The organism is Streptomyces capitiformicae, assembly GCF_002214185.1.
GTDB classification, from domain to species: domain Bacteria; phylum Actinomycetota; class Actinomycetes; order Streptomycetales; family Streptomycetaceae; genus Streptomyces; species Streptomyces capitiformicae.
The window spans coordinates 7,010,272-7,029,235 of the sequence record NZ_CP022161.1; the positions used below are offsets into that span (position 1 = coordinate 7,010,272).

Annotated in this window: 18 protein-coding genes; 7 read left to right on the forward strand and 11 right to left on the reverse strand. The window is 70.6% G+C overall.

The genetic code is table 11. From position 1 onward, the window contains the following. Positions 1–48 precede the first annotated feature (48 nt). Complete coding sequence (locus CES90_RS31305; RefSeq protein ID WP_189782720.1) at positions 49–999, forward strand: LysR family transcriptional regulator; 951 nt, start codon at positions 49–51, stop codon at positions 997–999. Positions 1,000–1,105: 106 nt separating this feature from the next. Then, positions 1,106–1,639 (forward strand): hypothetical protein, encoded by a 534-nt coding sequence (locus CES90_RS31310; RefSeq protein ID WP_189782721.1) that lies wholly within the window; start codon positions 1,106–1,108, stop codon positions 1,637–1,639. A gap of 10 nt (positions 1,640–1,649) precedes the next feature. Here CES90_RS31310 and CES90_RS31315 read toward each other — a convergent pair whose 3' ends face one another. Both CES90_RS31315 and CES90_RS31320 read right to left on the reverse strand, forming a co-directional pair. Next, on the reverse strand, positions 1,650–1,943 hold the full coding sequence (locus CES90_RS31315) for a DUF397 domain-containing protein (protein WP_189782722.1): 294 nt from the start codon (positions 1,941–1,943) through the stop codon (positions 1,650–1,652). Beyond that, positions 1,940–2,767, reverse strand: coding sequence for a helix-turn-helix domain-containing protein (locus CES90_RS31320; RefSeq protein WP_189782723.1), 828 nt, complete (start codon positions 2,765–2,767; stop codon positions 1,940–1,942). Before CES90_RS31320 ends, CES90_RS31315 begins: the two co-directional genes overlap by 4 nt. A 196-nt stretch (positions 2,768–2,963) precedes the next feature. Here CES90_RS31320 and CES90_RS31325 point away from each other — a divergent pair, with 196 nt between their 5' ends. After that, entirely contained in the window at positions 2,964–3,104 is a 141-nt protein-coding gene (locus CES90_RS31325) for a hypothetical protein (RefSeq protein WP_189782724.1), read from the forward strand. After that, positions 3,101–3,295 (forward strand): hypothetical protein, encoded by a 195-nt coding sequence (locus CES90_RS31330; RefSeq protein ID WP_189782725.1) that lies wholly within the window; start codon positions 3,101–3,103, stop codon positions 3,293–3,295. Before CES90_RS31325 ends, CES90_RS31330 begins: the two co-directional genes overlap by 4 nt. An 88-nt stretch (positions 3,296–3,383) precedes the next feature. On the opposite strand, the gene CES90_RS31335 is transcribed toward CES90_RS31330, so the two are convergent. The 5 genes from CES90_RS31335 to CES90_RS31355 all read right to left on the reverse strand — a co-directional run bounded on the left by CES90_RS31335 (position 3,384) and on the right by CES90_RS31355 (position 8,449). Continuing rightward, positions 3,384–4,871 (reverse strand): hypothetical protein, encoded by a 1,488-nt coding sequence (locus CES90_RS31335; RefSeq protein WP_189782907.1) that lies wholly within the window; start codon positions 4,869–4,871, stop codon positions 3,384–3,386. Positions 4,872–4,876: 5 nt separating this feature from the next. Next, the gene (locus CES90_RS31340) at positions 4,877–6,133 is read right to left on the reverse strand and encodes a hypothetical protein (protein ID WP_229913797.1); all 1,257 of its coding nucleotides are present in this window, start codon (positions 6,131–6,133) and stop codon (positions 4,877–4,879) included. A gap of 45 nt (positions 6,134–6,178) precedes the next feature. Beyond that, positions 6,179–6,922, reverse strand: coding sequence for an LPXTG cell wall anchor domain-containing protein (locus CES90_RS31345; RefSeq protein WP_189782726.1), 744 nt, complete (start codon positions 6,920–6,922; stop codon positions 6,179–6,181). Between the two features lie 220 nt (positions 6,923–7,142). Then, on the reverse strand, positions 7,143–7,667 hold the full coding sequence (locus CES90_RS31350) for an ATP-binding protein (protein WP_189782727.1): 525 nt from the start codon (positions 7,665–7,667) through the stop codon (positions 7,143–7,145). A gap of 413 nt (positions 7,668–8,080) precedes the next feature. Continuing rightward, positions 8,081–8,449 (reverse strand): STAS domain-containing protein, encoded by a 369-nt coding sequence (locus CES90_RS31355; protein ID WP_189782728.1) that lies wholly within the window; start codon positions 8,447–8,449, stop codon positions 8,081–8,083. Between the two features lie 248 nt (positions 8,450–8,697). Between CES90_RS31355 and CES90_RS31360 the strand changes: the two genes are divergently transcribed. Further along, positions 8,698–9,600 (forward strand): RNA polymerase sigma factor SigF, encoded by a 903-nt coding sequence (locus CES90_RS31360; RefSeq protein WP_189782729.1) that lies wholly within the window; start codon positions 8,698–8,700, stop codon positions 9,598–9,600. Positions 9,601–9,820: 220 nt separating this feature from the next. Further along, positions 9,821–11,632 carry an RICIN domain-containing protein gene (locus CES90_RS31365; protein WP_189782730.1) on the forward strand — a complete coding sequence of 604 codons (1,812 nt, stop codon included), beginning with the start codon at positions 9,821–9,823 and terminating at the stop codon, positions 11,630–11,632. Between the two features lie 44 nt (positions 11,633–11,676). Here the strand turns inward: CES90_RS31365 and hutI are convergent, their stop codons facing one another. The 4 genes from hutI to hutU all read right to left on the reverse strand — a co-directional run bounded on the left by hutI (position 11,677) and on the right by hutU (position 17,409). Beyond that, the gene (gene hutI / locus CES90_RS31370; RefSeq protein WP_189782731.1) at positions 11,677–12,996 is read right to left on the reverse strand and encodes an imidazolonepropionase; all 1,320 of its coding nucleotides are present in this window, start codon (positions 12,994–12,996) and stop codon (positions 11,677–11,679) included. After that, on the reverse strand, positions 12,993–14,366 hold the full coding sequence (locus CES90_RS31375; protein WP_189782732.1) for a formimidoylglutamate deiminase: 1,374 nt from the start codon (positions 14,364–14,366) through the stop codon (positions 12,993–12,995). Before CES90_RS31375 ends, hutI begins: the two co-directional genes overlap by 4 nt. After that, positions 14,363–15,565: an allantoate amidohydrolase gene (locus CES90_RS31380; RefSeq protein WP_189782733.1), complete on the reverse strand. Its 1,203-nt coding sequence runs from the start codon at positions 15,563–15,565 to the stop codon at positions 14,363–14,365. The genes CES90_RS31375 and CES90_RS31380 overlap by 4 nt, the downstream gene beginning before the upstream one ends. Before the next feature lie 179 nt (positions 15,566–15,744). After that, a complete protein-coding gene (hutU, locus tag CES90_RS31385) occupies positions 15,745–17,409 on the reverse strand; it encodes a urocanate hydratase (protein WP_189782734.1) in 1,665 nt (554 codons plus the stop codon). Positions 17,410–17,566: 157 nt separating this feature from the next. Here hutU and CES90_RS31390 point away from each other — a divergent pair, with 157 nt between their 5' ends. Next, positions 17,567–18,919 (forward strand): type III PLP-dependent enzyme domain-containing protein, encoded by a 1,353-nt coding sequence (locus CES90_RS31390; protein ID WP_189782735.1) that lies wholly within the window; start codon positions 17,567–17,569, stop codon positions 18,917–18,919. The last annotated feature ends 45 nt before the right edge of the window (positions 18,920–18,964 follow it).

An 18,964-nucleotide genomic window follows, 5' to 3' on the forward strand; every position in this document is an offset into this window, starting at 1 on the left:
GCATGCCCGCCCTGCGCGACTCGCATACCGACTGGGCATACTGCCGCCATGGATCTGACTGTGTGGCGGGCCTTCGTGACCGTGTGCCGGGTCGGATCGCTGTCGGCGGCGGCAGCCGAGCTCAATCACACGCAGTCGGCGGTTTCCCGGCAGATCGCCGGGCTGGAGCGGCAGTTCGGCGTGCCTCTGGTGGAGCGCCATGCGCGGGGTGTGCGCCCGACACCGGCCGGTGAGGTGTTCCGGCGCCATGCCCTGGCCACGCTCAACGAGGCCGACCGCGCCGTTCGCGCTGTACGAGACGTGCGCGACGGAGTGTGTGATCGACCCCTGGCCATCGGAGCGACGCCGTCTCTCGCCGCGGGGATCGTCCCTGAGGCCGTCCGGGGCCTGCTGGAACAGGCCGGTTCCATCCGATGGAGCCTGCTCCCGGCTCTGAGCGCACAGTTGCACGGCCGCGTGATCGCCGGCGATCTCGACATCGCCGTCGTCACCGACGCTCCGCCGGGGCTGACCGTCGCCCCGGGGGTCGACCGGAGGTTCCTCGGGCTGGACGAGATGGTCGTCGTACTGCCCTCCGGCCATCCGCAGGCCGGGCGCGGGCCGGTGCGCGTTGAGGCGCTGGCCGACCAGACCTGGGTCGAGGACAACGACGGCTCGGCGGCGCTCCTGCGCCAGCACGCCGCCCGCGCCGGAGTCAGCGCCCGCATCGACCTCACCGCGGCCGATCTGCCCGGCAAGCTGGCCCTGGTCGCCACCGGTCACGCCATCGCGCTGATCCCCGGAGCGCTGACGCGCGCACTGCGGGCCGATGTCACCACCGTCGGCCTGGTGAATCCCCCGGCCCGCGGCATCTACACGATCACACCGCGCCACGATGCCCACCCCTGCGCAGCGTCTCTCCACGACCAGCTCGCCACTGTGTTCGCCTCGGTCCGCCCAGCCCAAGCCGCCCACCAGCCGGCCGGGACGTGGCGTACACCACCCCCACGCGCCCACTGACCAACCCTCCACGGAACCATAAAACCCGCACCACTCCACCATCCGGACCAGGCATCCCACCCAGCCCGGAAGCGCAGGCCAACCAGCAGGAAGGTGCCCACCGGTCATGGTTCTTCTCGCCGAGCACAACGTCACGGCCACTCCCGGCCGTCGCGTGCTGGAGGTGTACGACGCCGACGCCTACCTCGTCGACGATGCGGCTCTGGACGCCGCGCATGCGCAGGTCGTGGCCGGCAACGGCTACCACCTGTATCTCCTCAGCCTGCAACCCGACATGGGCGTGCAGGTGACCATCCGCATCTGGGACACGGCCCCGCCCCCACCCGCCGACGCAGAAGGCCACGTTCCGGTCAGCATCGAGTCCGAGACCGGCACCCTCGTCATCGGCCAGCTCGATCGCGGCCCCGCCGACGACGACGTCACTCTGCCCCGGCCGGGCGTGTACGAGGGCCACGCTTGGTGGATCAATCGGCAGGCAGCCTACGACTACTACTGGGCCACCCTCGACCAGCTCACCGACGACTCTCCCGAGGACTACCTCACCGAGGCCTGGAACAACTGCCCCGTCACCGAACGCTACGTTCTCGACCTCGCCTACATCCGCGAACCCGAGCCCGTCGATGATGATGAGGACGACTGAGCCGTAGGCGTCAGGCCGCGTGCAGTTCGTCGTGACGTACGGCTGTGACGAAGGCTCGCCAGGCCGCCGCCGGGAGTATGAGGGCGGGGCCGGTGGGGTTCTTGGAGTCGCGGACGGGGACGAGAGGGATGGGGAGGGGGGCGGCTACTTCGAGGCACTGGCCGCCGTCGGTGTTGCTGTAGCTGCTCTTGCGCCAGGGGGCGGTGGTGAGGAAGTCATCGGAGACCTCGATGCACTGGCCGCCGTCCTGGTTGCTGTAGCTGCTCTTACGCCACGACGCACGGCTCAGGTCCACAGCTCTCACGACGCCTCCTTCAGCATCCGCTCGATGAACTGCCGCGACTCATCCGGGGACAGTGCCGAGTCACGTACCAAATCGTATCGGAGCTGCAGTTGTTCGACCGCTGTCGTTTCCTGGACAAGTTCGCCCGAGTACCCGGTCTCCACCCACGCCACGGTCCGGCCGTCGACACCCCGCAGGAACATCGTGTCGGTGTTCGACAGCCCGTGGAGCCCCGCTGATAGCGGCAGCACCTGGACGGTGACGTTCACGCGGTGCCCCATCATCAGCAGGTGCTCCAGTTGCCCCCGCCACTCCTCGGGGTCGCTCAGCGGGCTGTGCAGCACCACCTCGGACAGGACCGTGCGAAACCGACGTGTGGTGTCCGCCAACAGCAGCTCGCGGCGCCCCATCCGCGCCTCGACCTGTGCATCGAGTTCGCCCCCGTCCAGCCCACCCGCCCTGAGCAACTCACGTGCGTAGTACTCATGTTGGAGCACCCCAGGCAGGACGGCCACGGCATAGTGCCACAGGCTCACCGCCTCGGCCTCCAACAACATGTACTGCCGGTACTGCTCCTTGAACTGCGTCGGATCCGCCACTGCCAGCTCCCACAACGTCAGCAACAGCCCTGGCGTCCCGTAGTGCTGATCCAACGCCTCGACGATCTCCGGACCGCCGAGCGTGAGCCCGTTCTCCAGCCTGCTGAACTGCGAAGCGTCCCAGCCCACTTGCTCCGCAAGCTCCCGCAGGCTCTGCCCGCTGCGCTCGCGCAACGCCCGTACCTCTTCCGCGAATCGCTTGCGCGGCTCCTGGCTGCGGCCCGTGACCGTCCTTCGCTGCGGCACCCCTGCGCCTCCTTCGGCGGCTGTTGCATTTGTTGCATTTGGCGGGCCGGGTGTTGCATTTGCGCTCCTCAGCGCTGTTTCCGCCGCGCGCACCCGGCATGCTCGTACCACTGAACACGCACCGTAGTTCAGTGACTTCGCTCTGCGCAGGCGTATGTCAAGGACCAGTGACCCAACAGACCCAGGAGTTGGCCTCATGAACACGACCCCCCTCCCCCGTCTCCCCCGCCGCACCCGTACCGTCTCCTCCCCCTGGACCCCGCCCGGTGGCTGGCCCCGGCCGACCCCCGCGATGCTGCGTGCGATGGAGGCGGCGCTCGTGGAGTGGGCGGCATGACTGAGCCGACGCGTCCGAAGACGTCGTCGCCGTACGACGTGAACAGCCAGCCCGTCCCTCTGAGCGATTGCGCGGCCTGCCAGAAGATCACCGCGAAGCGGGAGGCCGCACGGGCCGAGTTCGACTACAGCGCGGTGTCCGACGGAACCGTCATGCTGCGGGCGCACCTAAGGACGGCTCACGACCAGTAGGCACGTAGCGATTGGCAGCTATGTCTCAGCGGCACGCCCTGTTTGAGGCGTGCCGCTGAGACATAGCTGCCAATTGATACTCAGCCGCTCAGCCCCGACGAGGGCGCGGCATGAAGGTGAAGATCGCGCCGCCCAGCAGGGCCGTCGTGCCCGCGAAGAGGGCCAGGGCCTTGAGCGTGCCCCTGCCGTCCGAGCCCGTGTCCGCGAGACCTCCGGTGGTGCCGCCGGAGCCGGTGCTCGACGTACCCGGCGTACCGGCGGCGGTGCCGGACGACCCGGCCGACCCTGACGACGACGAACCGCCCGAGGCGCCGCCCGGCTGCTCGGTGGTGTCGAGGGTGAGGGAGACCAGCGACTCGGCCGGGGTGCATGTCGTGGTCGTGCCGAGTGCGGTGATGGTCAGGACACCCGGGGCCAGCGTGGACTCACCCGTTGCGCCCGGCTTGTAGGTGCCGGTGAGGTCGGGGATCTCCATGGGGTCGCCCGCCTTGATGTCCTCGGCGTTGGTCGGGCCCACGACCTGGACCGACCCCTTGTCGGCACCGCCGAGGACGACCTCCATGGAGGGCTTCACCGAGTCCTTGGGAATGTTGGCCGGGCTGTCCATCACCGACTTCTTGAACTGGACGGTGAGGTCGTAGCTCTCCCCGTCCTTCTTCGCGTCGATCTGCACCGGCGAGGTCACACTCTTGTCGCCGATGGGCGTCTTGCAGTCGTACGGGACCTGGACCTCCTTGCCGGGGAAGTCGGTCTGCCCGCCGCCGCCCGATCCGCCGCCGCTGTCGTCGCCACCACCGCCGCTGTCGTCGCCACCACCGCCGGTGTCGGTGCCGCCGTCCGCGCCTCCGGAGTTCGTACCGCCGGTGTTCGTACCGCCGGTGTTCGTACCTCCGGAGTTCGTACCTCCGGAGTTCGTGCCCGTGGTTGTCCCGCCCTGGCTGTTCCCGCCCGTCGAGTTCCCGCCCGTACTGTTCGAACCACCGGCACCGCCCGCGCCGCCCGCGCCACCCGCGCCACCGCCCGAACTGCCGTCGCTCGCGGTCACGTTGATGGTGGCCGCGGCAGTCACCGCAGCGGTCGGCGCGCACTCGGTCTTGGTGGTGAAGACGTCGATGGTGTACGCGTCCGGCGTCAGCGTCACCGCGCCGGGCGTCGTCAGCTTCAGGGTGCCCTTCATGGTGGACAGCACCATGGCGCCGCCCTTGGGGATGGCGGGGTTCTCGCGCGGCCCCAGCATGGCGATGTCGGCGGTCTGTGCCCCGGCGGCCTTGAGTGTGCCGCTCGGCTGGACGGAGTTGGCGGGCAGGTCGATGAGGTCGGGGTTCTTGGAGGCGGCCTGGACGAACTTCCACACCACCTCGACCTCGTCGCCGACCTTCGCCGTGTCCGGGGCGGTGATCTCCACCTTGGTGGTCCCCTCGACGGGCGGCAGCCCCGAGGCCGCCGGCGGCACGCACTTCGTCGCGAACGCCACCTCCACCGCGTACGCCGGCACCGCGGTCGCGCCGAGCAGGGTCCCGGCCCCGCCGAGCAGCAACGCGACCCCGAGGGCACTCGCTCTTCGCTGTGCTCTCACGGTTCTCACGCACTTCCCTTCCTGGTCCGACTCGTCTGACTCGTCTCGATCGTCTGACTCGTCTCAGTCGTCTGACTCGTCTCAGTCGTCTGACCCGTCTCAGTCGTCTGACCCGTCTCGGTCGTCTGACCCGTCTCAGTCGTCGGAGTCGTTGGAGTCGTTGGAGTCGCTGGGTGTCCCTCTTGTGGGTGTTGCGGTGCGGAGACCGGCCCCGTCGCCGTCGCCCCCGGATCGGTGTCCGGCGTGAACCACGGCAGGGTCGGGGTCGTAGAAGCGTTCGCACTGGGTGTCGTGCGGGAGTGGGCGCCGTTGGACGTGCCCAACAGGGGGAGGCGGAAGGCGAGTTCGGTGAGCCGTCGGCCGCCACGGCGGGGCGGCGTCGTACGTGTCGGCCGTACCCGGTCCACCACCGCCATGCCGATGCGGAACAGCGCGGCCGGTACGACCACACAGAGCATCAGCCAGAAGAGGGTGACGCCCCAGGGTCGGCCCACGCCCCAGGGCTGTTCGGCGAGGACCTTGCCGCCGTAGGTGAGGGAGACGCTGTAGTCGCCGTGGGCCCCGGCGGCGAGTTCCACCGGCAGGGTGATGCGTGCCTTGCGGCCCGGCTGGATCGTGCCGTTCCACTGGTATTCCTGCCACTGCGGGGCGAACACCCCGTGGGAGGTGCCGACTTGGAAGACCGGGTCCTCGACGGGTGAGCTGCCGACGTTGCCGACGGTGAAGACCAGTTCGCGGGCGGGCGGCGCCCCGAACCAGGTCAGCAGCCCACTCGAACCGTTCAACCGGGTGTCCGTCAGGACCGACAGCCGCCCGCCGGTCGCCTCCTGGGGCAACGGCTCCACCGAGTGCCCGGCGACCTGGAAGACGGCGAACGCCTCCGCCTTCTCGCCGGTGATGGTGGCGACGTGCACGACACAAGGACAGGGCACCGGCGGCTCGGCCACCGGCAGCTTCCGGCTGAAGTCGCCCTTGTCGTCGGCGGTCACGGCCCGGCCGTCGGCGTTGGCACAGGAGTCGGTGCCCCCGGGCACGCCCCGCGACGGCTCGGCCTGACCGCAGATCAGGATCATGAGCAGCGCCTCGGACCGCCATCCGCTGCCGGTCACGGTGATGGAACCGCCGGTCCCGGCCTGCGACTTGGACAGCGTCACGGTGGGCTTCTCCGCCGCCAGGGCGGGTGCGCCCGTGAACGGCACGACGGGCAGCACGGCGAACAGCACGGCGGCCACGAGCGCGCACACCACCGCCGGCCCGGACATCCGTCCCTTCACCACGTCACCGCTCCCGTCACCTCGACACCCAGCTCAGCGACGTACGGCCTGGTTCCTGCGGGTCACCCACAACACGCCCGCCGTGCCCGCGAGCAGCACCGTGCCGCCGAGCGTGCCGAGGGCGACCGCCGAGTCCAGGGGACCGGTCTGCGGAAGCTCGCCGCCTGCACCGTCCGTACCGCCCGAGGCCGAGCCGCCCGAGGCCGAGCCGCCCGTTCCGCCGCCCGTCGCGCTCCCGCCCTCCGCCGCCGTGACGTCGAGGCTCAGGGACGGGCCGGGGTTGTTGCCGGGCGTGCAGGTCGTCACCGTGCCGAGGGCCTTGATAGTGAGCACACCCGCGGTGAAGTCGACCTTGCCGGACTCCTTCGGGGTGTACGTCCCGCTCAGATCGTTGATCCTGATCGGGGTGTTGGCCGGAATCGCCTCCTGGTTGGCCGGCCCCGTCACCGTGAGCGTGCCGCTCTCGGCGCCGCTCAGCTTGATCGTGGCACTCGGACTCATCGCGCCCTTGCCCAGTTCGACCGGGCTGGACGAGACGCCCTTCTGCCAGGACATGGTGATCTTGTAGCCGCCGCCTTCCTTGACACCCTTGATGTCGATGGGCGACACGGCGGACTTGTCACCGATCGGCGTCTTGCAGTTGTACTCGACGTCCACGACCTCGGCATGGGCCACCGGGGCGGCCATCAGCACCGCCGAGCCGGCCAGGGCCGCGAGAGACGCGAGCGCGGCGGTTCGTTTCTGGTACGTCCGGTACGACACCTCGGCACCCCACATTCTGACGGAACATCAGATCGGCCGCTCAAGGTACGCCGGGGGTCTTGGAGAAGGAAGACAAAGGGCGTGTTGGAAATGTGGCGATGTGCAGCGCCCCGAAGAGGCGTGGGGCTGTATCCATATGCGGCTCCGCCGCGTGGGCGCGAGCAACCACAATCGACTGACAGCCCGACGACGGCCCGCGAACCCACGGCGGTACCCGGTTCTCCCAGCGGAGCGCCTACGCCGGCGCCCCCAACTCCGCCCAAACAGTCTTCCCGGCAGTACCGGGAGTCCGTACAACCCCCCAGTCAAGACAAAGCCGCTGCACGATGAACATCCCATGCCCACCCGGCCGCCCCGCCCGATGCGGCGTCCGCGGCGCCGGATACCCCGCCCCCCGGTCGGACACCTCGATCCGCAGCACCTTGTTGTCGCACCCGATCCACAACTCGGCCGGGCCCTCGGCATGGAGACACGCGTTGGTGACCAACTCGGAGACCACCAGCAGCACATCCTCCGCCGCGGCCCGCTGATCGGCGGTGGCCGCGGGCAACCACCCCCACGCGTGGAGCGCCTGGCGGGTGAAGTCACGGGCGAGCGGCACCACCCCACTCTCGCCGTCGAAGCCGAGCCGTCGGGACCTGCCGCCCGTTGCGGCACCGGCGGAGGGCGCCGACGGGTCCTCTTCGGGCGCCCCGGAAGCGCCGCCGGCACCCGGTTCCGGGCCGCGGTCGCCCGGCGAGAAAGGCCGGGTGGTGCTCATCAGCGCTTCACCTCACCGATTCACCAGTTCACGATTCAGGACTCATCAAGGGTGCGGGACAAAGTCCCGCGGCACGTGCCGTTCCGTGCTGTCATCCGTAGTGCCATCCGTACTTCCGCGCTTCCGCCGCGACTACCGACCCGTTCAGGATGTCTCCTGCCCGAGCGAACCGTCAGAACACCCACGTTTTCGGCACAGAACCTGTGACGCGGGTAACCCACTGGCCACGGAGGGACGTGCGGTCCGGGACGCGGTTCGCCGGAGGCGGTGCGTTCGGATCGATCTGCCCCTCGCGGCGATCCGTCGCAGCGGTGCGTTCGGATCGATCTGCCCGCCACGGCGATCCGTCGCAGCGATCCGTCGCAGCGGTCCGTCGCGACTGTCCGCCGACCCCGTGGCGCGACTCACACGGTCTACTCGGCCAGCGCCGCGTCGAGCGTGTCGTGGACGGTGAAGACCGCGTCCGCCCCGGTGATCGCGAAGACCCGGGCGACAGCCGGCAGCATCGCCGCCAGATGGACCCCGCCGCCCGCGGCATCCGCCTTCAGCCGGACACCCAGCAGGACGTTGAGCCCGGTGGAGTCGCAGAACTCCAGCCGCGAGCAGTCCACGACCAGGCGCGTGAATCCTTTGTCCAGGCAGCCCTCGAGTGGCTCACGCAACAGATCGGCGGTGTGGTGATCGAGCTCACCCGCCGGGGTCACGACGGCGCTGGCGCCCTCTTCCCACACCTCGACCCGTAGTCGGCCCGACTGTGCGCTGCCGACCGTCCCACGGTCCATGCCGTCTCTCTCCCGACCCGTCGTGGCTGCTGACTCGCCCTCGAACACTACGCCTTCTCCACACCCTTCAACACCCGAACAATCGCCCGCAGATGGACATTTCGCCACAGTAGGCACTTGCGACGGCCTCGGGAAACCGGGTAGGGCTAGTAGGGACACCAATCGACACGGCCGGCTTTGGAGGCGCCGCACACCGCAGTGCACGAATTGGCATCGGCGGCCATACGCCGAGAACGATGGAGGACATCATGTCACCCCGGCTCGACGAATCGCATACCCAGAGGGCGACGTCGGCACCCTCTCCGGAAGACACGCTGGACGACCTCGCCCACGATCAGGGCGACGCGCTCGCCGGGCTCCCGGAGATCCCCCCGTACGACGAGGTGGGGCCGGTGGATGCCCGGGCCTTGTCCAAGACGCTCTTCGAGCGGCTGGAGTCCCTCGAAGAAGGCACCCACGAGTACTCGTACGTCCGCAACACCCTGGTCGAACTCAACCTCGCTCTGGTCAAGTTCGCCGCCTCCCGCTTCCGCTCCCGCAGCGAGCCGATGGAGGACATCATCCAGGTCGGCACGATCGGCCTGATCAAGGCGATCGACCGCTTCGAACTGAGCCGGGGCGTCGAGTTCCCCACCTTCGCGATGCCGACGATCGTCGGCGAGATCAAGCGTTTCTTCCGCGACACGAGTTGGTCCGTGCGGGTCCCGCGCCGCCTTCAGGAACTCCGGCTCGACCTGGCCAAGGCCGGTGACGAACTCGCCCAGAAGCTCGACCGCGCTCCGACAGTGGGAGAGTTGGCGGAGCGCCTCGGCCTCACGAACGACGAGGTCGTCGAGGGGATGGCCGCGTCGAACGCGTACACGGCCTCGTCGCTCGACGCCCAACCGGAGGAGGACGACTCCGAAGGCGCGCTGGCGGACCGGATCGGCTACGAGGACCACGGGATCGAAGGCATCGAGTACGTCGAGTCCCTGAAGCCGCTGATCGCCGAACTGCCGTCGCGCGACCGGAAGATCCTCTCCCTGCGGTTCGTCGCCAATATGACGCAGTCCGAGATCGGGGACGAACTGGGTATCTCCCAGATGCACGTCTCCCGGCTGCTGTCACGGACGTTGGTACGGCTACGCAAGGGGCTGACGGTCGAGGAGTGACCACAGGGCCACTGTGACCCGACCCGGCCGGATACGGGGGGAGTTGTAACGCTCCTTCGGTATCCGGCCGAGTCGATTCCGGTCCCGTCATTCCGCCGTTCCCTTACCGCGGGGAACACTTTTTCTCACGAGTCACCTTCCTTCACTATGGTCAACCACCAGACTGTTCGGTACGCAAGGAGGCCGACGGGCGGACACGGGGGTACGAGGAGGCACGAGGATGGCTCGGGCTCATGGCGAGCGCCCCGACGCCGACACCGGTGCCGGCACCGATGACGGCACGGGTGCCGGCACGGGCGGCGGCACGGGCGGCGCGTCCGGCACCGCGTGCGCGGACGCGTCCGACGCGCGCCTCACCACGCTGTTACGCGCCGATACGCCCCTCGCGTACCCGGCCCTGCGCGAACTCCGCGAACGTCACCACCCGTCGCTCCTCGCCTACGCACGCCTGTGCGCGGCGAGCGAGTCCGCAGCCCTGCAGTTGGCGGCGCAGGTGTTCTCCCTCGCGACCCGGGAGACGGCGCGCGGCAGGGAGCCGAGCGTCCCGTGGCGGCACCAACTGCTGCTCCTGGCCGGCCGGTCGGCCGCCGCCTGGGCCCGGGACGACCACGCGACCGGCCTCGATTCGACCCTGCTCCACACCCTGCGCACGGCCGGCCCCGACGGCCCGGTGCCGCCCCTGCTCGCGGCGTTCGAGTCCCTGCCGCCCCGTGCCCAGGGCCTCATCTGGTACGGCGTCGTGGAGCGTGAACCCGACGACCGTACGGCCCTGTTCCTCGGTCTCGTCCCCGACGAGGTGGCGTACAAGCAGCAGCCCGCGCTCCACCTTCTGCGCCAGGCCTGTCTCAAGGTCCGCCTCTCCGCCTCCGAGGACCCGCGCTGCCAGGACTTCCGCCGGCTGATCGAGGAGTCCGTACGCCCGGACACGCCCCGTCACAGCACGGATCTGCAGTCCCACATGGCGCACTGCCCGCACTGCACCGGCGCGTACGAGGAGCTGTGCACCCTGCGGGACGCCCCGCGCGCGACCCTGGCGGAGGGGCTGCTGCCGTGGGGCGGTACGGCGTACGCGCGCGGGGAGGCGGCGGATACGCCTCGCCGTCGTCCATGGGGGACGACGGCGGAGACGGCGGCCGCGCCCGCGACGGCAGCCGGGGCGGCGGAACCGGTGACGGCCACGATCACCAACTGGTCGGAGGCCGGGGCGGATACGGCCACGGCTACGGCTACGGCTACGACGACGGAGATAGGGACGCCGGATCCGAGGACGGCGGATGCGCGTACTACGGACGCGGGGGCGGGCGCGAGGGCCCGGCCGGCTTCCCGCCGACTCGTCGTGAGTTCGGTGGTCCTGGGGGTGGCCCTGGCGCCGCTGCTGGTCTTCCTGGTGTACTCGGGCGGCTCCTCCTCCCCTGACGCGGCCGATTCCGTCGGTACGCCGACGAACCCGCCGCCGGGGAGCGTGACGTCACCGGTCCCGTCGAGCCCGACTCCGTCCCCTTCCCCGTCCGCTTCGAGCGGCGAGCGCCCTTCGGAGTCCCCGAAGCCCACGAAGCCGCCCAAGGCGACGAAGAGTCCGAGCCCGTCGAACACCGACCGCCGGACCCCGGCGCTGCCGTCGGGGCCCCCGCTGAACGGCGCCTACGCCCAGGTGGTGAACATCGCCACGGGCCTGTGCCTGGACATCCGGGGTGAGCTGGAGAACGGTACCGACGTCGTCACCGCCACCTGCTCCTCCCGTGACACCCAGCGCTGGCGCGTCGACTCGCACCGGAACGCCCTCCAGTCCTTCGCCGACCCCGACCTGTGCCTCGACAGCCGTGGGGCGACCGACGACGGCGTGGGCGTGTGGGAGTGCGACTCGCTCGACGACGAGAACGGCAAGAACCTCCGGTTCACGGTCGACTCCCAGGGGCAGATCCGCCCGGCCATCGCCCCGGACCACGCGGTGACACCGGACAAGCTGGGCTCGGTCTTCCTGGCCGAGGCGACCGGGCACGCGGGCCAGCGGTGGCGCGCCGGAGCGCCCTGATCTCCTGGATCCCCTGGATCCCCTGGAGCTCCAGGTTCCCCTGATCAGACCACGCGCGCCCCGCGCCGCCACACGCCCGTGACCAGGGGAACTCCCGGCCGGTAGGCGAGATGGACGTGGCTGGGCGCGTCCAGGAGCAGCAGGTCGGCGTACGCGCCCGGCGTGAGGCGGCCGATGTCGTCGCGGCGGAGCGCCCGCGCGCCCCCGGCCGTCGCCGACCAGACCGCCTCGTCCGGGGTCATCCCCATGTCCCGCACCGCGAGCGCGACGCAGAACGGGACGGACGAGGTGAAGGACGACCCCGGATTGCAGTCGGTCGAGAGGGCGACGGTCACGCCCGCGTCGAGCAACCGGCGGGCGTTCGGCCACTCGGCGCGGGTGGAGAACTCTGCGCCGGGCAGCAGCGTGGCGACCGTACGACTGCCGGCGAGGGCCTCCACGTCGGCGTCGGTGAGGTGGGTGCAGTGGTCCGCGCTCGCGGCGTCCAGCTCGACGGCGAGTTGCACGCCCGGCCCGTACGACAGCTGGTTGGCGTGAACGCGCGGGTGCAGGCCCTTCGCCTTGCCGGCCGTGAGGATCGCGCGGGCCTGGTCGCCGTCGAAGGCGCCCTTCTCACAGAAGACGTCGACCCAACGGGCGTACGGGGCACAGGCGTCGAGCATCTCGCCGGTGACCAGGGCCACGTAGGCGGCGGGGTCGTCGGTGTAGTCGGGGGACACGATGTGGGCGCCGAGGTAGGTCACCTCGTCCGTGTGCCGGGCGGCGATGCGCAGAGCCCGGGCCTCGTCCTCGACGGTCAGGCCGTAGCCGGACTTCGTCTCGAAGGTGGTGGTGCCCTGGCGGAGGGCCTCGCGGAGGTAACGGGTGAGGTTCGCCTCCAGTTCGTCGTCGCTCGCGGCACGGGTGGCGGCGACCGTGGTGCGGATGCCGCCGGCGCTGTAAGGGCGGCCGGACATGCGGGCGTTGAACTCGGCGGTCCGGTCGCCCGCGAAGACGAGGTGGGAGTGGGAGTCCACGAAGCCCGGGATCACCGCCCGGCCACCGGCGTCGACCCGATTGTCAGTGGCGGGTGCTTTGCTTTGATCACCGGTCCACGCGATGCGTTCACCGTCGATGACGACGGCCGCGTCCTGGATCAGTCCGAGGGGGGATCTGTCGCCGAGGGAGGGGTCGTTCGTGACCAGGGCAGCGATGTTGGTGATGAGCGTGCTGGCGGTGCTCGCGGAGTTGGCGGGGCTGACGGTCGTCGGGCTGCTCATGGCGTCCTTGGTGGCCTGGTCGGCGGTGGGGGCGGGATCCGGGTCCGGGTCCGGGTCCGGGTCCGGGTCCGGGTCCGGGTCGGGGGGCGACAGGGGTGAGGTCATCCGCGCAGTGCCGCGACGGCGTCCGCGAGGGCTTTCGGCACATCCGGTACGAGGGCGTGCGCCCCGTCCCATACGACGTGTCGACCGCCCACGACCGTATGGCGCACGTCTGCTGCCGACGCGGCGAATACAGCCGTCTCCGCGCCGAGCCGTGGAAGCGGGCCTGCCGTCCTGACCGAGTCGAGCGCGATCGTCGTGAAGTCGGCGAGCGCGCCCGGTTCCAGCGTGCCCGCCTCGTCCCAGCCGAGGGCCGCGTGGCCGTCGGCCGAGGCCGCCCGCAGAAGGGCCGCCGCCGGCCAGTGACCCCGTGTACGGGTGCGCAGCCGCTCGTTCAGCTCCATCGCGCGCGCCTCTTCGAGGAGGTCGACGACGGCGTGGCTGTCGGAGCCGAGGCAGAGCGGCGAGCCCGCCCGTTGCAGGGCTACGGCGGGACCGATGCCGTCGGCGAGGTCGCGTTCGGTGGTGGGGCACATACAGGTGCCGGTGCCGCTGTCGCCGAGGAGGGCGATGTCGGTGTCGGTGAGGTGGGTGTTGTGCACGCCCGTCGTCTTCGGCCCCAACACCCCGTGTTCGGCGAGGAGTTGGGTGGGTGTGCAGCCATGTGCCGCCTGGCAGGCGTCGTTCTCCGCCGTCTGCTCCGAGAGGTGCACATGCAGCGGGGCCCGCCGCTCCTGAGCCCACCGCGCCACCGTCGCCAACTGCCCGGCTGGCACGGCCCGTACGGAGTGGACGGCCGCACCGATCCGCGCGTGATCCCGGTCCTTGAGAACTGAACAGCGTTCCGCCCACGCCTCCGCCGTGCCGTCGGAGAAGCGGAGCTGGTGGTGGTTGGGCGCCTGGTGCTGATCGGGTGCCGGTCCGAAGCCGGCGGAGAGGTAGGCCGTGTCGAGGAGGGTGATCCGGATCCCGGCCTCGGCGGCGGCCTCGATGAGCGCCTCACCCATGGCGTTGGGGTCGGCGTAGGGGGTGCCGCCGGGGGCGTGGTGCACATAGTGGAACTCGCCTACGGAGGTGATGCCGGCGAGGGCCATCTCGGCGTACACCGCGCGGGCGAGGGCGTGGTACGTGTCCGGGGTCAGCCGGTCCGCGACCTGGTACATGACCTCGCGCCAGGTCCAGAAGGTGCCGGAGCCGACCTGGACGGTGCCGCGCAGGGCCCGGTGGAAGGCGTGACTGTGGGCGTTGGCGAGTCCGGGGATCGTGAGCCCGCGCAGGACTTCCGCGCCGGGCGGCGGGGTGGGGGTGTCGGTGTGCACGGCGGTGATGCGGCCGGCGTGGTCGCTGCCCTCGGTGGCCACAGTCAGGGTCACGCCTGGCTCGACATGCGTGCCGAGCCAGGCGTGTTCGAGCCAGTAGGTCGTCTCCGTCACCTGCGGGCCAGCCCTTCCAGTACGTCGGCGAGCGCGGTCACCCCGGCCAGGCAGTCGTCCTCTGCGGCGTGCTCGGCCGGGGAGTGCGAGACGCCCGTGGGGTTGCGCACGAACAGCATGGCGGTCGGGACGCGTCCGGAGAGGATCCCGGCGTCGTGTCCGGCCCCGGTCCCGAGAACCGGCACCTTCAGGTCGGCTTCCCGGCCCAGGATGCGGGCGATCTCGTCCCGCAGGGCGTGCTCGAACTCGACGACGGGGGTGAAGGACTCGCGGACGACATCGAGTTCGACCCCGTTGGCCCGGGCATGCTCACGGGCCGCTTCCTCGATGGCGCCGACAACGACGTCCAGCGTCTCCTGGTCCTCGGCGCGGGAGTCGAGCCAGCCGCGGACGAGGGAGGGTATGGCGTTGACGCCGTTCGGCTCGACGGAGATCTTGCCGAAGGTGGCGACGGCCCCGGCGAGCCTCGCCTCGCGCCGGGCCGCGAGGACGGTCTCCGCGTACGACAGCATGGGGTCCCGCCGGTCGACGAGCCGGGTCGTTCCGGCGTGGTTCGCCTCACCCCGGAAGTCGAACCGCCACCGCCCGTGCGGCCAGATGGCACTGGCGATCCCGACTGCGTCCCCGGACAGATCCAGCGCCCGCCCCTGCTCGACGTGCAGCTCGACGAACGCGCCGATCCGCGCGAGTCGCTCCGGGTCGGCCCCGATGCCCTCCGGGTCGTAACCGGCGGCCTCCATGGCCTGCGGCAGCGTCACCCCGTCCCCGTCGGTCAGCCGCCACGCCTGCTCGACGGTGAGCCGCCCGGCGCTGAGCCGCGAGCCCACGCAGGCCAGCCCGAACCGCGCGCCTTCCTCATCCCCGAAGTTGACGACGGCGAGCGGCTTGTCGAGCCGGGCACCCCTGGCCCGCAGTTCATCAACCGCGGCGAAGGAGGACACGACACCGAGGGGCCCGTCAAAGGCACCGCCATCGGGAACGGAGTCGAGGTGCGACCCGGTGACAACCGCATCCCCTTGCTCCGGATCCCCGAGCCAGGCCCACTGATTCCCGTTCCGGTCCACCTCATAGCCCAGCCCCCGGCTCCGGGCCTGCTGCTCGAACCAGGCCCGACACTCGGCATCGGCCCCGGTCCAGGCGAACCGCCGATAACCACCGGATTCGGGGTGCCGCCCTACGGGCCGAAGCTCCCGCCACATCTCATGAAAGGAGGCACCGCCAGAACCATCGCCCCGTTCTTCAGGCTGTGGGCAGTCGTTCCGCGGGGCGATGGGGGTCCCCCCGCTCGAACGAAGTTGAGGGTGGGGGAGGGTGGGCACAGCCGGGCCCGCAGTCGGCGACGAGACGTCGCCCCTCACCGGAGAGTTGCCGTCCTGGGTCACGCCGGGTCACCTTCACGCATCGGCACCCGAACCCCCCGCTCGTCGGCCACGGACTCCGCGATGTCGTACCCGGCGTCGACATGCCGGATCACACCCATCCCGGGGTCATTGGTGAGCACCCGCCGGATCTTCTCCCCGCCCAGCTTCGTGCCGTCGGCGACAGTCACCTGACCGGCGTGGATGGACCGCCCCATGCCCACGCCACCCCCATGGTGGAGGGAGACCCAGGACGCCCCCGACGCCACGTTGACCATCGCGTTCAGCAGCGGCCAGTCGGCGATCGCGTCGGAGCCGTCGAGCATGGCCTCGGTCTCACGGTAGGGAGAGGCGACGGACCCGCAGTCGAGGTGGTCGCGCCCGATCGCCAGCGGCGCGGCCAGCTCACCGCTAGCCACCATGTCGTTGAACCGCTCGCCCGCCTTGTCCCGCTCCCCGTACCCGAGCCAGCAGATACGCGCCGGAAGCCCCTGGAAGTGCACCCGCTCGCCGGCCATCTTGATCCACCGGTGAAGGGATTCGTTCTCGGGGAAGAGGTCGAGGATCGCCCGGTCGGTCTTGGCGATGTCGGCGGGGTCGCCGGAAAGGGCCGCCCACCTGAAGGGCCCCTTGCCTTCGCAGAACAGCGGCCGGATGTATGCCGGGACGAAGCCGGGGAAAGCGAACGCCCGCTCGTATCCGGCGAGTTGGGCCTCGCCCCGGATGGAGTTGCCGTAGTCGAAGACCTCGGCACCGGCGTCCAGGAAGCCGACCATGGCCTCGACGTGCTTGGCCATGGACTCCCGGGCCCGGGTGGTGAACCCGGCGGGGTCCTTCGCCGCGTAGGACGCCATGTCGTCGAAGTCCACCCCCAACGGCAGGTACGACAGCGGGTCGTGGGCGGAGGTCTGGTCGGTGACGATGTCGATGGGGGCGCCCATCGCGAGGAGCTGCGGGACGAGTTCGGCGGCGTTGCCGAGGACGCCGATGGAGAGCGGACGGCGGGCGTCACGCGCCTCCACCGCCAGCTGGAGGGCGTGGTCCAGCGAGTCGGCCTTCACATCGAGGTACCGGTGCTCGATACGGCGCTCGATCGCCCGCGGGTCGCAGTCGACGCAGATCGCGACACCGTCGTTCATCGTCACGGCGAGCGGCTGGGCGCCGCCCATGCCGCCGAGGCCGGCGGTGAGGGTGATCGTCCCGGCGAGTGTGCCGTCGAACTTCTTGGCGGCGACGGCGGCGAACGTCTCGTACGTGCCCTGGAGGATGCCCTGGGTGCCGATGTAGATCCAGGAGCCGGCGGTCATCTGCCCGTACATGGTGAGGCCGAGCTGTTCCAGGCGGCGGAACTCCTCCCAGTTCGCCCAGTCGCCGACGAGGTTGGAGTTGGCGATGAGGACGCGCGGGGCCCACTCGTGGGTCTGCATGACACCGACCGGCCGGCCCGACTGGACCAGCATCGTCTCGTCCTGCTTCAGCGTCCGCAGCGTACGGACCATCGCGTCGAAGGAGCGCCAGTCACGGGCGGCCTTGCCCGTGCCGCCGTAGACGACGAGCTTGTCGGGGTGCTCGGCGACCTCGGGATCGAGGTTGTTCTGCAGCATGCGCAGGGCGGCTTCCTGCTGCCAGCCCAGGGCACTCAGTTCCGTACCGCGCGGCGCTTGGACGGGGCGGGGTCCTGACACGGGTCTGCCTCCTCGCTTTACAGCAACTATTCACATCCTGACTTGATGAATAGAGCTAGTCAATACGGCCGTACGGCCCGCGACGGCGCGCCTCGGGTGTTTGGCTGGACACACTGGCCGTACCGGCTTTGGGAACGACACGACCACGGGGGACGAGATGGGAGACCGGTTGTTCGACACCGACGAGGGCCGCGCCACCCGGCGGGACGACGCCGTGCGGGCGGCCGTGGAGCAGGGGCTGGTCGGCCCCGGCAGCCCGGTCGTCGGCCTGCTGGACGTCACCGGGATCCGGGCCTCGGCGGCGGCGTTGCGGAGGGCGTTCGACGCGGTGACGGCGCCCGGCACGCCCGTACTGCACGCGTTCGCGGTGAAGGCGACGCCGCTGGTACCGGTACTGCGGCTGCTGCGCGAGGCGGGGATCGGCGCGGAGGTGGCGAGCGCCGGGGAGCTGGCCCTGGCGCGGGCGGCCGGGGTGTCACCGAAACAGACGGTGCTCGACTCCCCCGCCAAGACCCCGGCCGAGCTGCGGGAGGCGCTGGCGCTGGGTATCGCGGTCAACGCGGACAATCCGCAGGAGCTGGACCGCATCGACGCGCTCGTACGGTCGGCCACCACCCGCTCCCCGCTCGGCATCCGGGTGAACCCGCAGGTCGGCGGCGGCACGATCGACGCGCTGTCCACGGCGACGGCCACGTCGAAGTTCGGGATCGCGCTACGGGACGAGGGCGCCCGGGAGTGGGTCGTACGGGCGTATCTGGACCGGCCCTGGCTGAGCCGGCTGCACGCGCACACCGGCTCGCAGGGCATGCCGCTCTCACTGATGACGCGGGGGATCACCGAGACGTACGAGCTGGCCGAGGAGATCAACCGGCGGATCGGGCGGCAACAGATCGACACGATCGACATCGGCGGCGGGCTGCCGGTGAACTTCGCGTCGGAGGCGGCGACACCGACGTACGCGCAGTACGCGGGGCTGCTGGCGGAGGCGGTGCCGGGGCTGTTCGACGGGCGGTACGGGCTGGTCACCGAGTTCGGGCGGTCGTTGCTCGCGAAGCACGGGACGGTTCTCGCGCGGGTGGAGTACACGAAGCGCTCCGGCGGACGGCCCATCGCGGTCACCCACGCGGGCGTGCAGGTGGCGACGCGGACGGTGTACGCGCCGGGGTCGTGGCCGCTGCGGATCGTCGCGTACGACGGGAAGGGGCGCGCCAAGGAGGGGCCGCCGGTGGTGCAGGACGTGGCCGGGCCCGCCTGCTTCGCGGGGGATCTGCTGGCGGAGGAGCGGGCGTTGCCGCTGTTCGAGCCGGGGGATTACGCGGCCGCGTTGGACACCGGCGCGTACTACTTCGCGCATCACTATGCGTACAACTCTCTGCCTCGGCCCGGGATTTATGGGTACGCCCCCGGCGAGGGGGAGATGCGGTTCGCGATGGTACGGGCGCCGCAGACCGCGGAGGAGATCGTGGCGGAGGCGGGCGGAGGGGAGATGTCGGGGCTTCTGGGGCTTTGACGGGCGCCTCAGAGCTCGGGGGGACTGTCGCGTGGCGGCCTGTGT